Origin of the sequence: Pedobacter sp. GR22-10 (genome assembly GCF_026239715.1) — a bacterium.
In the GTDB taxonomy this organism is placed as follows: domain Bacteria; phylum Bacteroidota; class Bacteroidia; order Sphingobacteriales; family Sphingobacteriaceae; genus Pedobacter.
The window spans coordinates 469,798-485,578 of the sequence record NZ_JAPIVR010000001.1; the positions used below are offsets into that span (position 1 = coordinate 469,798).

Below are 15,781 nucleotides of genomic sequence, written 5' to 3' on the forward strand. Positions count from 1 at the left end.
TTTAATTTTAGCACATTTTAGAAGTTGAAAAATATATTCGTTGATGTATTGTATTCCTGCTCAAAATTCTGGAAACAATGGCTTTTACTGTTTTTGCTGATTGTATTGCTTTTTAAGCTGGAAGGACATGCACAAAAGAAAAGTAATATTCAAAAGTTAGATAGCCTGTTGGTGCTGAATCAATCGCATTCACAGCTTGATTCAGTGAAAGTAAAACTCCTGGAACAGATTTCTAAAGTTTATCTTGGATTAAAGGATGCTGGTAAGTTTGAAGAATATACCAACAAAACTGTTGCCCTTGCACAAAAGTTAAAATTACGGAACATCTCTGGTTTCGCTTTGTATCGCCGTGGAAAATTTTATCACGGAAAAAGTATTTTTATAAAATCCGAAGAATATTATCGTCAGGCAATTGTTGAATTTGAACTGGCAAAAAACCTGGATATGGTTGGCGGAACCTATTTAAACTTAGGCGCTTTGTATGCTACAATTCCTGATTATGCAAAATGCCTGGAAGTTAATCAAAAAGCAATTGCCATTTATGAACAGCTGGGCAATGAATCCGATCTCGCGAGTTGCTATACCAATATTTCCAGTGTTTATCAGGATCTCGGCAACCAAAGTCAATCGCTGGTTTATCTGAAAATGGCACTTAAAATCTTTACGCGTGAGAATGAAGAGTCGAGGGGAGTTGCAGTCGTTAATGAATTAATAGGGACAGCATATTATGAGGCTAATCCGTCTGAACTGGAAAAAATGGGCATCCTTCCAAAGGATCGCTTAAACATAGCATTACAATACTATCAAAAGTCATTAAGGGTGGCCGATCTCTTAAATGATGAAAACATCATGTCATCCATAAGGAAAAGTATAGCTGATGTTTACAATGAAATGGGTAAAAAAGACCTGGCCTTAATCACCTATCAGAAAGCCATTCAAATTGGTAAAAATCTGGATGATAAACTAGGCTACGTAGATTGTCTCTATGCTTTAGGAAAGTTTTATCAGCAACAGAACGATGATGCCAATGCGTTAGCCCAATTTACGGAAAGCTATAAAATGGCTGATGAAAATAACTTTACAGACCAGAAGAAAAATGCTGCACTTGGTTTAAGTGATACCTACTATCAATTAAAAGACTATAACCAGTCGCTTAACTTTTATAAACAATATGTTGTGCTGAGGGATCAGATTTTTAATGAAGATAAAGAGAAAGAAATTACCAGGCGACAAATGCAAATTGATTTTGACTTCAAAGAAAAAGACTATCGCTATAAGCAAAAGATAACAGGAATAGAATTGCAGAAACAGATGCTCCTGGCCAGGCAGCAGCAACAAGAACTCTATGTAAAAAAGCAACAGCTGGCCTTAAGTGATCAGGAAAAAAGTCTGCAGCGACTTACTTTTTTAAAAAGACAGTTAGACCTGCAAATCGCCCAAAAAAATCAAACGGAGAAATTTGAACGAGCCAAACTCCAGGCGAAGTATGAAACCTCCCTTAGAGACAAGCAAATATCAAAACAGGAGCAACAGATCCGTTTCGACTGGCGAATCAAGATTTACCTTAGCATTGGGATTGCACTCGTTCTGTTTATTGCAGCCATTATCTATTATAATCAGCGTAAAACCGCCCGTTTAAATAAGGTTATTAATCTGCAGACACTGGAGCTTCAGCAATTAAACAGGGTAAAAGACAAAATTTTTAGTGTGGTCAGCCATGATATGCGTACGCCGGTAAATGCCTTAATTTCATTTATTCAGCTATTGGAAGGAGGAGCTATTGATCAGGATAAACTCACCAGATATGCCGCAACTTTAAAAACCAATCTGAGTTATACTTCAACCATGATGGAGAATCTTTTAAATTGGGCAGCCAGCCAGATGCAGGGATTTCATCCTGATATGGAAACTTTGAATATCCATCAATTAATTAGTGGGATAATAGATGCTGTGCTACACCATGCGGATGCCAAAAATATAAAAATAGAAAATAATACTTCCCCGGATATAAAGTTTAAAGCTGACGCCAATATGCTTTCGCTGATTGTCCGGAACCTCGTAAGCAATGCCGTTAAGTTTACACCCAGATACGGAATGATCAGCATATCAGTTAAAAGTTCAGACGATGAAGTGTATCTCCGTATAGCTGACAATGGCACCGGTCTTAGTGACCATCAATTGGAACATTTTAATAAAACGGGTTATCAGGGAGCTGGAATCAGCACTCCGGGTACAGAAAAAGAAAAGGGTACAGGCCTGGGATTAATACTTTGCAGAACATTTACTGAACTGATGGGCGGGAAAATTAGTGCCGCTAAAAATAATCCAGCAGGTACAATTTTCACCATCACCATGCCTAAATAAATTAGATTCCGATGTCATGCAGTCTCCGGTTTTTCGGATTGTATTTCGTTTTTATTTTATAAATCTGGACAGGATTTTTTGGTCTATCGCATTTTCAAGTAAATGCTGGCGGTTGGCTGCACTAATCGGAACCACGAAATCATGAGTCAGATGTACTTCATGATTGGTTAAAGTAATGATGTGATTTTTATTGATCATAAACTGCTTATGAACCCTTGCAAAATAATGTTCAGGAAGTTGTTTCTCGAGATTTTTCAAACTCACCAGTATGACATGCATCTCATTTTTAGTAAATATTTTGGAAAAATCGCCCATACTTTCCATATAAATCACCTCATCATATTTTAGCTTGGTGATGCCTTTGGTCTCTTTAAAAAAGAAATGATCATCTTGATTAGCCGGGGCGTTGTAAACATTTTCGTTTACATGACTTACTTGTTTTTTTAATTCGAGGTATTCTATGGCTTTGTTCGCTGCCTTTAATACCCTTTCAAATGTAGCAGGTTTTACCACAAAATCGATAGCATCCACCTCATAGCTTTCAGCCGCATACTGGCCATGGGCAGTAATAAATATGAATAGAGGTTGTTTTTTGATGCTTTTTAATAAACCAATTCCTGAAAGCTCAGGCATATCAATATCCGAAAAAACAATGTCTATGCTGGTTTGTGATAAGATACCAGCGGCTTCCATGCCATCTTTACAAACTGCTAAAATTTCCAGTTGTGAAATTTTTCGGAGGTGCATTTCCAGGGCATCTCTTTCAATCTCATGATCATCAACTACAAGGCATTTATACCGCATTTGGATAGATTTATTTAAATATCAGAATAATACTTTAGTGTATATCTGTTAAATATAAATCAAATTAATGGATCAAAGTCATTGTAATCATACGTTTTCTGTGCACTGATTAATTTTTATGCTTTTTATCACCGGTATATTGTTTCTCACCAGCTTTTATTTCTACCGGAAGATCATTTTCTTCCGGTGGTACAGGACAACGATAACCATCGCTATAAGCGCAATATGGATTATAAGCTTTATTAAAATCAATCTCGATTCGATGATTTTTAATTTCTTTTTCGCTTAAATCAATATACCTGCCACCGCCATAAGTCTCCTTTTGATTGGTTTGATCTGTAAAAGGCAGAAAAAGTAAATACTTATAAGCCGGATTAGCAGCCAGTGCTATATTTTTATAGAGCGTTAACGTTATTGGCGTTCCGTTTAAATTAAAGCTGACTTTAGCAAAACGATAAAATTCTTTACTGGTACCATCATAAGTAGGCATTTTGAAAATCTTTTCATTTTTTAAGATATCTACTTTGGCCATGACTTTATACATACTGTCTGCCTCATAAAAATGAAGATGTTGCAAATCACTTTCTTTCAAAGGTGAATTTGATTCTTTGATAAAATCCTGTTTGTAGCTATCGCGATGTTTGGCAATCTGCCCGGAGTAGGATTGAGCAAGTGTGTTTAAGCTGATGAAGAGCAGTAGGATGGGGAGGATTTTCATACTTTGTTAATTATAAATTAAAATTGCCGTCATTGCGATGCACAAAGCGACCTCTCTTGCTAAATAGATTGCTTCTTGCATCGCAAGAACAACATAATATTAGATAATACTCATTTTATTCCTTAAAAACTGATCAGCTAAAACCAAAGCGGCCATGGCCTCGACAATCACCACCGCTCTAGGTACCACACAAGGGTCGTGTCGGCCTTTTCCTTTAATTTCTGATGCTTCACCGGCAGCATTAATGGTTTGCTGACTATGCATAATCGTAGCTACAGGTTTAAAAGCAACTTTGAAGGTAATGTCCATCCCGTTTGAAATGCCGCCCAGAATCCCTCCGGCAAAATTGGTAGTTGTGATGAAGCCCTTTCCATCAGGGGAAGGGTTTGGGATGGGGCGGTCGTTATGTTGTGAACCTCTTAATTCACTTCCGGCAAAGCCTGAACCGTATTCAAAACCATGAACTGCATTGATGCTTAACATTGCTTTGCCCAAATCAGCATGTAATTTATCAAAAACCGGCTCACCCAAACCAGCCGGGCAACCCTTAATTACACAGCCGATTTTACCGCCTACGGTATCACCATCTTTCCGGATGGCGTCAATAAATTCAATCATTTCATGTGCAGTTGCCGGGTCGGCACAACGTACAATATTCTCTTCCCTGACTTCCAGTAAGGCGGATAAGTCGTTACTTTCTAAATTTGGTGCCTCAATGCTTCCTACTGCGGTAACATGTGCAAAAATTTCAATGCCTTGCTGTTTTAAAAATAATTTGGCAATCGCACCAGCTGCTACGCGTGCAGCTGTTTCCCGTGCTGAGGAACGCCCGCCACCACGGTGGTCGCGAATACCATATTTAGCATCATACACATAATCGGCATGGCTGGGACGATAAACATCCACATTGTGCCCGTAATCTTTTGATCGCTGATCTTCATTCGGAATTAACAATGCTATTGGTGTTCCGGTACTTTTCCCCTCAAAAACACCTGATAAAACCTGAACCGTATCGCTTTCCTTTCTTTGTGTGGTAATTTTCGATTGACCGGGCTTTCTCTTATCCAGTTCCGACTGAATAAAATCCATGTCAATACCCAATTGCGCCGGACAGCCATCAATAATTACCCCAATCGCTACGCCATGAGATTCGCCAAAAGTGGTGATGCGAAAAAGTTGTCCGAATGAGTTGCCTGCCATATTATTTTAAATTGATGATTTAGATTTGAGAAGTTAGACAGGAGATATGAGATTTTCTGTCCAAATTTCATTCAAATCTGATTAAATTTTAATTGTTTATTACCACTTTTATATGCGTAAAGTTAGACTTAAAGGTGTTGCGAGGTTCTCATTTCTCAAATATCTTTTCTTATATTTCCTTTACGTCAAAGCCTGCCTTTTTCAAATCTTCCCAGAAATGAGGATATGATTTTTCTACCACCTGCATGTCTTCAATCTCCACTTCGCTGATTAATAAAGCAAGGGGAGCAAAAGCCATAGCCATCCGGTGATCTTCGTAAGTAGCTACTGTAATTTTTTCAGGGAAATGAAGTTCATCCGTATTCAGTGTATAAACTAAATTATCTTCCGTTAACGTTACCCCAATCTTGGCCAGTTCATTTTGTAAGGCAGCAATGCGATCCGTTTCTTTAATTTTTAAGGTTTCCAAGCCTGTAAAAGACATGTTTTTTCCTAGGACAGCTGCAATAACAATGACGGTTTGAGCCAAATCAGGGCAGGTTTTCAAGTCCAGTGCCTGATCGGTTTCCAGGGATAAGCCCAGGTTGCTGATGGAAATTCCTTTTTCAGTTTTTTCCGTGGCAATACCAAAAATCTTCATGATTTTTTGAATCTGGCTATCGCCCTGCAAACTTTTATCTTTCAGGGCCGGTAAAGAAATTTCAGCCTCATCAGCCAAAGCGGCAATGCTGTACCAATAAGAAGCAGCGCTCCAGTCTGGCTCCACAATAAGGGTTCCTGCCTTAAAAGCTTGCGGTTCAATGGTAATTGAATTTCCAGTCCATGAATGTTGAATCCCCACTTCTGCAAGCATATCCAAAGTCATGTCTACATAAGGTCTTGATGTCAGTTCACCTTCAATTTCTAACGTTAAGCCTTGCGGAAGGATAGGGGCAATCATCAATAGTGCAGAAATATACTGACTGCTGATATCACCTTTGATTTTCACTTCTGCCGTTTTCTGGTTTAATGGGCCATTGATATTTAAAGGCGGAAAACCATCAGATTCAGCATAAGAAATATCAGCACCAATGGTTTTAAGTGCCTCTGCTAAAATACCAATCGGACGTTTTTTCATACGTTCGGTTCCGGTTAACAGAAAATTTCCGTTTTTTGCCGATAGATAAGCAGATAGAAAACGCATTGCTGTTCCTGCTGGGCCAACGTCTACCAGTCTTGAGTCTTCAGTTTTGAGTTCTGAGTCTTCCCTTAATGCGGTTAAGATTCCATCAAGCGTAACGGTATCTGCCGCATTGGATAAATTATCAACCTTAACCAGTTTGTTGCTTAAAGCGCTAATAATCAGCGCTCTGTTGCATTCGCTTTTCGAACCTGTTAACTGGATTTCCGTATTAATATTCTTGGTTCCTTTAAAAGAAACTAAGGCGTTTTTCGACATTTTATTCTGTTTTATTCTAAACAGGTTGTTTTTGGATCATCGTCATGTTGAGCCTGTCGAAAACACCTGCTAAAAAGTTCTTCGACAAACTCAAAATGATAATTCGCAAGATACAACGCCATTATTTTATTTAAATTATCATTGTGATCTGCCTCACCATGATATGGTACTTTAGACTTTGGTCTTTAAGCTTTGGACTTGACACCCTCCACCTTTAACCTCCCAGCCTTTGCCATCATTAAGCTTTTATCTCGTTATGTTGTTCAGCAGCAATACCTTTCTCTGCTTTACCAGCATTCATGATTTCAGTTTGCTTGCGGATGGATTCACCGTGCATCAATTCTAAGAATTTTTCAGTGAAATTTAGGTCTAATTTTAAAGCTTTTGCAAAAGCGTGGCCTTTTTTAATGATGGCATCCCAACGGTTCACCTGTAAAATGGTTACCTGGTTATCGCGTTTAAACTCACCGATTTTCTCCACGATGGACATCCGTTCTGCTAATTTTTGCAATAAAATATCATCAATTTTATCAATTGATTTACGTAGATCCGCTAATTTATCTGCAAAGGCTTCGTTTGGTGCTTCTGGTTCACGTACAGTTAAACGATCAACCAATTCTGCTAATGCAGCCGGCGTAACCTGTTGTTTGGCATCTGTCCAGGCTACTGATGGATCAACGTGAGATTCGATCATTAACCCCTGCATATCTAAATCCAACGCTTTTTGAGCAATGTATGGGATTAATTCACGGTTACCACAAATGTGACTTGGATCATTGATGATAGGCAATTCAGGGCATAAAGTTTTCAATTGAATTGCCATTTCCCACATTGGTTCGTTACGGAAAGAGCTTTTCTCGAAAGAAGAGAAACCACGGTGAATGGCTCCGATTTTGGTAATACCTGCGCCATTAATCCGCTCGATAGCACCAATCCAAAGCTGTAAATCAGGGTTAACCGGATTCTTAATTAATACAGGTACATCATGACCTTTTAAAGCATCCGCAATTTCCTGAACTGTGAAAGGATTTACAGTGGAACGTGCACCAATCCAGAGGATATCTACACCAGCAGCCAAGGCTTCTTCCACATGTTTTGCATTTGCTACTTCTACAGCTGTTGGTAAGCCCGTTTCTGCTTTAGCGCGTTTTAACCATTCTAAACCAATGCTTCCGATACCTTCGAATTCTCCCGGACGGGTGCGTGGTTTCCAGATACCTGCTCTTAACACAGATACTTTGCCGGTTGCAGCCAATAAGTGTGCCGTAGTTAATAATTGCTCTTCCGTTTCCGCACTGCATGGGCCAGAGATAATTAATGGTTCGTTGTTGACGTTTAACCAGGTGTTTAAGGGTTGGATGTTTAAATTAAGTTTCATGATTTGGGGCTTGTAATATTTTATAATTCGATTGTTTAATTGTTGTATTGATTTATTATTGAGTCGTAATTCGTAAATCTAAAATCGTAACGCTGTCAGACTTTATCATTCTTTTGATATTCGCCGAGAATATTAAAGTTCGATGTATATTTTAGGGCTTTTCTGATTGCCTTATCATATTTTTCTGTGCTTGGCCATTCCAGGTCAACGTAAAAGTAGTATTCATTTCGTTTACCCAATACCGGCATAGATTGTATTTTTGTTAAGCTTACCTCTTGCTCTGCAAAAATATTTAAAACGGTTGCCAGAGAACCTGCTTTGTGACCCACCTGAAAACAGATGGATGCTTTATTGATTTTTTTACCTTCGTCTGTTTTGTCCTTTTTAAGGATCAGGAAACGGGTGTAATTTTTCTTGTTTGATTCTACACGGCGCTCTAATATGTTTAAGCCGTAAAGTTCAGCAGCTAAACTATTAGCAATCGCCATGGTATCCGTCAGTTTTTCTTCCTGAATCCGTTTGGCACAGGCAGCAGTATCATTGCTTTCTACAATTTTAATATGCGGATAATCGTAAAAGAAATCGATGCACTGGCGGATGGCAATAGGGTGAGAGGTTACGACTTTAATGTCCTCAAATTTTACACCTGGTAAAGCCATTAAGTGCAATTGAATGGGCAAATAAACCTCACCAACTACAGAAAAGCCGTAATCACGAATCAAGGTGTAGTTTGGTAATAAGCTCCCGGCAATGGAATTTTCGATAGCCATAACCACGAAATCTGCTTCGTTTTTTTCCAGCTTATCACAGGTTTCTTTAAATGAGTTGCATTCTACAGTTCCGATGTTTTTACCAAAGAATTTGTAGGCGGCTTCTTCATGAAAAGATGCTTTAATACCTTGAATTGCTACTTTTTTTGTCGTTTCCATTTTTGCATAAAACAAAAAAGTCCCGGCTTTTTGCCGGGACTTTTTTATACATTTTAATATTGTTATCTATCATTTTGCATATTAGCCCCGGCTCTCACTAAAATAGTAAAAGTAACCAAAGTAATATGTGTTGAATAATTTCATTTTTCTTTTTGAATGAGCCAAATGTAATAACAAAATTTAATTTGTCAATAGTAAATTGAAAATAATTTGAATAAAATTTAATTTTGTTTAAAAAACATCTGCCTATCCCGTTGAACTTAACGTTCGTTGCTTTTCATTGAAGTCTTTAATGTTATCATTTTTCTGATTTTGATTTTCCTTCGCTTCAGCCTCATGTAATTCCTGCTGCATGATTTTAGCGATTTTGGTACTGCCATCATGGCTCCATCCTGGTGGATTAAAGATATATTTCAACTTATCCATAAAGGTTGGGGCCTTCTTTACATCGGCGGATAAAGCAATAAATTCATGGAAAATAATATTAACCGGTCCCATGTCTTCTGGCTGAGAAGTTAAGCCGTATTTAATTTTATCTTCAGGTAATTCTGCCTGGAAGGTACCAAACCACCTGTCCCAGAGAATTAAAACCATCCCCATGTTCTTATCCAGGTAACGTACATTGCTGGCATGATGAACACGGTGGTGTGAAGGCGTTACAAAAATATATTCATACCATTTAGGGAAATTGATTTGATATTGCGTATGAACAAGATTTCCGTAAATCTGCGTTACGAGGTAAGCGAAAAGGATATCCATCGCCGTGAAACCCATAAATGCCAAAGGCAAATAGAAAAATACGCGGTATAAAGGCTCAAAAACGGTTGAACGAAAACCTGTGGTTAAATTAAAATGCTCTGATGAGTGGTGCGTAACATGCATGGCCCAGAAAAAACGGACATAATGACCCACTGTATGCAGGAACCAATACAGAAAATCCTGGGCTAAAATCAGAATCAGCCAGTAAATCCAGAAATTTGATATCTGAAACAAACGGAACTGGTAGCAATATTCAAGCAAAAAGAATGTTGCCGTTTTCATACCCAAATTAATGATTACAGCTGCTGTCATCAGGTATATATTGTTCCAGGTGTCGCGTTTCGTATATAATTTTTTGTCGTGCGCATAGCTAAAATACATTTCAACCAATGTCAAAACGATTACAAAGCCAAATAATCCGCCTACAGAAATATCACTTCCGGTAAATGTCATTTTTATAAACTGTTATAATAATCCAAACTGCTTAAAATATCGGCATTGCTTACACGGCAGTTAAACGCGCATTTGCCTGTTGTTTCTAAAAGTGAAAATAAAATGTTTCCATCTTCATTCTTTTTATCACTTTGCATTAATTCCAGAAGTGTTTCAAAGCTTTCCTTTTTAATAAGATATTTTGGATATAAAGATAAAATGTACTCGCTGATATCTTTCAGTTCTTCTTTTGATAATCCACTGTTTTTGATGGATAAAGCCGCCTCGCAAACAAATCCAATAGCAATGGCTTCACCATGTGTTAGTGGATTTTCATCATTTGCCAGTGAATAACTTTCCACCGCATGGCCAATGGTATGACCAAAATTTAAAATTTTACGCAGATTTCTTTCATGCGGATCAATGGTTACCACTTCATTTTTAATTTCCACCGAACGATAAATGTCTTCAGCCGAAGGATTTAAATAATCAGTTTTTTTTAACTTTTCATAGTAAGCTTTATCATAAATCAAACCATGTTTGATCATTTCGGCAAAACCCGATAATAGTTCACGCTTCGGCAGTGTTTCCAGAAATTTCGTTTCAATGAAAACCATCTGCGGCAGGGTAAAAGTGCCCACCATGTTCTTCACGTTATCGATATCAATGCCGGTTTTGCCACCAACTGATGCATCCACCTGCGATAGCAGGGTAGTAGGAACGTTGATAAAATCAATACCACGTTTATAGGTCGAGGCGATAAAACCTCCCATATCGGTGATGACACCACCACCCAGGTTAATCAGCAGGCTCTTACGGTCGGCCTCAAAATCTAGCAGGGTTTTCCAGATGCCAATACAAAAATCGATGTTTTTGTTTTCCTCTCCTGCGGAGGTTTCAATCAGGTCAAAGTCTGAAAAATCATCCATCATCGATTGAAAAACCGGTAAACAAATTTCACTGGTATGTTCATCAGCAAGAATAAATACCTTGCTGTATTTGTTGCTTTCTAAAAGGTTTTTTAAGGCATCCAAATTACTTTCGAAATAAATTGAATGGCCTGCGCTGCTTAAAGTTTCCATCATACGACTTCGATTTTATCTTGTTCAAAAGTGATGATATCGCCAACCCTGACTTTATAACGCTTGCGAAACTCTACTTCACCATTGCATTTTACTAATCCATCCATTACGGCAGCCTGAGCATCTCCGCCGGTGCCCACCAATCCTGTCGCCTTTAACAACTGGATTAATGGAATAAATTCGCCATCTAATTTGAATTGTATCATTTTGTCACAAAAATACGATTATTTACAGGTTTTTAGTTTTAACAACGGATGCTTTTTATAATTTTGCATCCAACTGACTTATTACATAACTAAGAATGGATTTATCCCCCAATAAACAGCCTAATTTCGACAATACGGAAGTGGCGTTCCGTCAAAAAACAAATGCTGAGCTTAAAAAAGCTTTTTGGCTTTTCAAAATGATTGGCAGCAACTTTTTGACGAAGGTTGGCCCACCGATTACCAATTTCTTTCTAAACATAGGCTTGCCTGTTCAGGGTGCCATAAAAGCTACAATTTTTCAGCAATTTTGTGGTGGTGAAACCATTGCGGAATGCGATCATGCTATCGTGCAACTGGCTAAAGGTGGTGTTGGAACCATTCTGGATTACTCTGTTGAGGGTGAAGAAGAAGAAACGGTATTTGACGAAACTTGCCAGGAAATCATTCGCACCATTCTCCGTGCAGATGGTGATCCTGATATTCCCATCACGGTATTTAAGATTACCGGGATAGGGCGTTTTGCATTATTGGAGAAATTAGATGCTAAGAGAACATTATCAGCAGATGAGCAGGCAGAATTTGATAAAGTAAAATTGCGTTGTGAAATGATTTGCCGCACTGCTTTTGAAAAGGGAGTACCGGTTATGATTGATGCTGAGGAAACCTGGATCCAGCAAACAATTGATGAACTGGCATTAGATATGATGCGTAAATTTAACCAGGAACGCATCATTGTATATAATACCTATCAAATGTATCGTCAGGATAAACTGGCTGATATGAAGGCGGATCACCTCATTGCAAAAGCTGCCGGATTTATTTTAGGTGTAAAAATGGTTCGTGGTGCGTATATGGAGAAAGAGCGCAAGCGTGCTGCAGAAATGGGTTATCCATCCCCAATTCAATTAAATAAAGAAGCAACCGATGAGGATTATAATGCTTCATTACGGTACTGTATTGATCATATTGATGAAATAGCCATCGTTTGCGGAACCCATAATGAAGATAGCAGTCGATTATTAACCTATCTTTTGGATGAGAAAAAAATCATGCATAACCATCCGCATGTTTATTTTTCACAGCTTTTGGGTATGAGTGATAATTTGAGTTTTAATCTTGCTGATGCAAATTATAATGTAGCAAAGTATGTTCCTTACGGACCGATTAAGGCGGTAATGCCCTATTTATTCAGAAGGGCTCAGGAAAATACTTCAGTGGCAGGGCAAACCGGCCGTGAGCTAGGTTTGATTGAAAGGGAATTGAAGCGAAGAAAAATTTAATTTTCCATTGGCAATCAACAGCTTTCAGTGATCACTGCTCATAAGATTGCCAATGGTATTACTTTTTTACGGTAAAGTCTTGCTTGCCATTAAGGAGATCATAGAAAAATATAAAATCACTCGCTAAACTATAAAGCGGGTATTGAAAAGTAGCAGGTTTATTTTTCTCGAAAAAAAAGTGACCTATCCAGGCAAAGCCATAACCCAGCAGGGGGATGGCTAAAAAGAAAAGCCACTGGTGAAACAGAAATCCGGCGAAGAATGTTAAAGCAACTAAGCCCGTTCCGATAAAGTGGAGGATACGCGAAGTGGTATTGGTGTGCTGAGATAAATAAAAAGGATAGAAATCTTTTAATGATTTAAACTTTTTTTCTTCCATGCTATATAATTCCGTTAGCTTTTAAAAAGGATTCCAATTGTGCTGGTTTTTCAGTCATTAAAAGTGTATTTAACCCAACCTTCTTTGCGCCTTCAATGTGTTGCGGACTATCATCTATAAACAAAGTTTCTGTAGGGTTAAGATGGTTTTCACTCAAAACCTGTTCAAAAATATTGGTATTGGGTTTGCGTAATTTCATGTGCTGAGAGAAATAAGCCTTTTCAAAAAACGCATCATAATTGTTTAAATTGAAAGTGGTTTTCAGGTAATTGATGATCCAGTCGTAATGGATTTCATTATTGTTACTTAATAAAAATGTACGGTAGTTATTTTTTACTTTTAAAAGTACGTCATGATTTTCCTGGTGTGTACCAATCAGCAAACTATTCCAGACCTCATCTATTTGGGCATCAGTAAGCCCGGGCTTGTTTGCCGCTTTTCTAATGCCTTCACGAAATTCTACAGGAGAAATAGCGCCGGTTTCAAAATCATCAAACAATGGATTATGGCTTTTATGTGCAAAGAAATTTTCTATATCTGTAATGCCAATTTTTTGAAATGATGCCTGGGCAATTTTAAAATCGATATCGAAAATTACATTGCCATAATCGAAAATGATGTTTTTAATATGTTGCATACGTGTGTAAACTTTTTGCAAATATCATCATTAAATAGTGTGCCCTACAATTTTCTGAATCAATAAAAAGCCATAAAATGAAATTTATTCATGGCGGTATGATTCTTTAATCCGGATGCTGCTATAAGTTAACAATTCATTCCACCTTAAAATTCATTCATCTTTTTTGATCAAGTTATTTAATAACTAAAACAGTACCATTGTTTTTGGTTTTATAATAATACTGTGTTTCCATTTTCCGGTTAATTACTTCTACTTCCACAACCTCTCCAATCTTGCCGGTTTCATCCCTGATAATATCACCAGGTTTAATTTCATCAAGCAAGTGTGAAGGTGTTTTTTTATTCACATTTTTCATATTTCATGATTTATAGATGTATACTTATTTATAAGAACACTATGTAATATAAATTAGTTTTATAAAGATAGGACAAGATGAATAGTATAAAAAGAAATTACTTTCAATTTAGACTGAATTGATCATAGATAAGCTGTAATTCAAATATAAAAAACTATCAATTTGGATATGCACTTATTTAAGCCAATCGAATATTTTTGCTGCGCTGTTTTGAATATAAGTTTTGCTTTTACTCATCAGGTGAAGCTGCGCAGGTGAGCCTATCGTTTTAACTTCGGGAAAACCGTTTGCAGCATGAGAATTATTATAAATCCAATTTGTACTGCCATCAGTTAATCAGTTTACTGGATTAAATTATTTTTTGCTTGATCAATTTTCAGCAATCTTGTTTAAGTGTATTAAGTTTGCGTTTTATGGTGACTATTAGCCAGATTAAAATTACAATTTAATGGTTTATTGATGATAAGTTTTTATGTTTACATGCTGTTTTTCCATTTGCTGGATATGATGAGTAAGCCTTTTTTTTATTCATTTTGAGCTTAATACTATACAATTATTCTAATTTTTGTCTTTTTATTGTTTACACATAAATAATATGTAACCAAACAACGGGAAGTTAATCTAATGCAAAAACAGCTCATTTAAAGATGATGGTTAAACTGAAACTTATAAAAGGTACTTTTAAAAGAGAATTCGCATTAGCCGCAACGCATCCAATGAGAATTTTAGTGATCAAAGAAGGCAATGGTTTACTTTGTATGAATTCCGGTGATTATGAATTGAAAAACGGCAGGATATTTTTCATTCCTGAAGAAGGTTTGGTTCGTTTGGAAGGTGAAATTACTACCGGCTACTGGTTAAATTTCTGCAGTTCGCTGTATGCCGAATTTCTAAAACAACATTTAGATCCCTTAGCTAAAAATCTTTTCCTTAATTTATCCTTTAGAGACCTTAGCGGCAACAAGCTTGAGAAAGCATTCAATTTACTGGATCAGTTGAAAAAGGAAATTGAAGTAAATAGGGATTTAGCACTTCTTTCGCAATGTTTGTCGCTTTTTTTAGGGTTTACAGCCGGATTTGACGGATATCTGGCTGCACTGACACTTGATGAATTACAGCAGACCATAAGATTTAAAGCAATTCTGGAAAATTTTTATAAAAAAGAAAAGGCTATCCGGTTTTATGCCAGAGAGATGGGGATGAGTCCTAGAAAATTAAATGCTTTCCTTGATCATGTGCTGGGAAAAAGCTTATTTGTCTTAATCAAAGACCGGATCATGAGAGAAGCTGAAGTATTGTTGCTGGATAGTGAATATACTGTAGATGAGATTGCTATCATTCTGGGTTTTTCAAATGCGGCAAACTTTGGTATCGCTTTCAGAAGGTATAAAGGTATTTCCTTATCGCAGTTCAGCAATACTGAAAATGAAAATTGATGCTGCTGTTAAAGAAACGCTGATCACGTAGATTTTGTCCCTTCTCAATAACAGGTTTTCCTGACCTCACCACATCATTTGCTGGGCGCCTGACGCGTAAGGCTTTGCTTACTGTTACCTACTACCAGCAGCATCAATTTCGAAAGGCTAAATTAAAAAAAACTTGGCATGAATTTATACAATATTTTTATAACTATTTAAAATAGCGTAACATTTTTATGCTCCTGATCAGGTTACGCTACGGGATTCAAAATACCGCATTGTTAATAAATAAAATGTAAAACGCTTCGCCCGGATGATGTATTTTAGATGCAAATATTATTGATGTACGCGACCAGGTTTGATTATGGAATAAATACTATATTAAACAAAGGTGAACGC

15 protein-coding genes are annotated in these 15,781 nt (G+C 37.3%); 3 read left to right on the forward strand and 12 right to left on the reverse strand.

The genetic code is table 11. The annotated features are described in order from the left end of the window. Window positions 1-24 precede the first annotated feature (24 nt). Window positions 25-2,364, forward strand: coding sequence for a tetratricopeptide repeat protein (locus tag OQX64_RS01875; protein WP_265817317.1), 2,340 nt, complete (start codon window positions 25-27; stop codon window positions 2,362-2,364). 51 nt (window positions 2,365-2,415) lie between these two features. Here OQX64_RS01875 and OQX64_RS01880 read toward each other — a convergent pair whose 3' ends face one another. From OQX64_RS01880 to OQX64_RS01920, 9 genes are all read right to left on the reverse strand, one after another. Beyond that, window positions 2,416-3,168: a LytR/AlgR family response regulator transcription factor gene (locus OQX64_RS01880; protein WP_265817318.1), complete on the reverse strand. Its 753-nt coding sequence runs from the start codon at window positions 3,166-3,168 to the stop codon at window positions 2,416-2,418. A gap of 109 nt (window positions 3,169-3,277) precedes the next feature. Further along, window positions 3,278-3,886, reverse strand: a complete 609-nt coding sequence (locus OQX64_RS01885; protein WP_265817320.1) for a DUF1684 domain-containing protein — start codon at window positions 3,884-3,886, stop codon at window positions 3,278-3,280. Between the two features lie 99 nt (window positions 3,887-3,985). Then, on the reverse strand, window positions 3,986-5,086 hold the full coding sequence (gene aroC, locus OQX64_RS01890; RefSeq protein ID WP_265817322.1) for a chorismate synthase: 1,101 nt from the start codon (window positions 5,084-5,086) through the stop codon (window positions 3,986-3,988). 169 nt (window positions 5,087-5,255) lie between these two features. Then, window positions 5,256-6,524: a 3-phosphoshikimate 1-carboxyvinyltransferase gene (aroA, locus tag OQX64_RS01895; protein WP_265817324.1), complete on the reverse strand. Its 1,269-nt coding sequence runs from the start codon at window positions 6,522-6,524 to the stop codon at window positions 5,256-5,258. A gap of 238 nt (window positions 6,525-6,762) precedes the next feature. Then, window positions 6,763-7,902, reverse strand: a complete 1,140-nt coding sequence (locus OQX64_RS01900; protein WP_088300640.1) for a chorismate mutase — start codon at window positions 7,900-7,902, stop codon at window positions 6,763-6,765. 95 nt (window positions 7,903-7,997) lie between these two features. Next, entirely contained in the window at window positions 7,998-8,831 is an 834-nt protein-coding gene (locus OQX64_RS01905; protein WP_088300639.1) for a prephenate dehydratase, read from the reverse strand. A 246-nt stretch (window positions 8,832-9,077) separates the two neighbouring features. Beyond that, window positions 9,078-10,043 (reverse strand): sterol desaturase family protein, encoded by a 966-nt coding sequence (locus tag OQX64_RS01910; RefSeq protein ID WP_265817327.1) that lies wholly within the window; start codon window positions 10,041-10,043, stop codon window positions 9,078-9,080. Between the two features lie 2 nt (window positions 10,044-10,045). After that, on the reverse strand, window positions 10,046-11,104 hold the full coding sequence (gene aroB, locus OQX64_RS01915) for a 3-dehydroquinate synthase (protein ID WP_265818284.1): 1,059 nt from the start codon (window positions 11,102-11,104) through the stop codon (window positions 10,046-10,048). Beyond that, window positions 11,104-11,310 carry an RNA-binding S4 domain-containing protein gene (locus OQX64_RS01920; RefSeq protein WP_088300637.1) on the reverse strand — a complete coding sequence of 69 codons (207 nt, stop codon included), beginning with the start codon at window positions 11,308-11,310 and terminating at the stop codon, window positions 11,104-11,106. Before OQX64_RS01920 ends, aroB begins: the two co-directional genes overlap by 1 nt. A 95-nt stretch (window positions 11,311-11,405) precedes the next feature. On the opposite strand from OQX64_RS01920, the gene OQX64_RS01925 reads away from it, so the two are divergent. Continuing rightward, window positions 11,406-12,590, forward strand: coding sequence for a proline dehydrogenase family protein (locus OQX64_RS01925; RefSeq protein WP_265817328.1), 1,185 nt, complete (start codon window positions 11,406-11,408; stop codon window positions 12,588-12,590). A gap of 58 nt (window positions 12,591-12,648) precedes the next feature. Here OQX64_RS01925 and OQX64_RS01930 read toward each other — a convergent pair whose 3' ends face one another. The 3 genes from OQX64_RS01930 to OQX64_RS01940 form a co-directional block, all read right to left on the reverse strand. After that, window positions 12,649-12,969, reverse strand: a complete 321-nt coding sequence (locus OQX64_RS01930) for a DUF962 domain-containing protein (RefSeq protein ID WP_088300635.1) — start codon at window positions 12,967-12,969, stop codon at window positions 12,649-12,651. 1 nt (window position 12,970) lies between these two features. Next, complete coding sequence (locus OQX64_RS01935; protein WP_265817330.1) at window positions 12,971-13,606, reverse strand: HAD family hydrolase; 636 nt, start codon at window positions 13,604-13,606, stop codon at window positions 12,971-12,973. 175 nt (window positions 13,607-13,781) lie between these two features. Further along, the gene (locus tag OQX64_RS01940; protein ID WP_088300633.1) at window positions 13,782-13,964 is read right to left on the reverse strand and encodes a hypothetical protein; all 183 of its coding nucleotides are present in this window, start codon (window positions 13,962-13,964) and stop codon (window positions 13,782-13,784) included. A gap of 647 nt (window positions 13,965-14,611) precedes the next feature. Here OQX64_RS01940 and OQX64_RS01945 point away from each other — a divergent pair. Continuing rightward, entirely contained in the window at window positions 14,612-15,400 is a 789-nt protein-coding gene (locus tag OQX64_RS01945) for a helix-turn-helix domain-containing protein (protein ID WP_265817331.1), read from the forward strand. The last annotated feature ends 381 nt before the right edge of the window (window positions 15,401-15,781 follow it).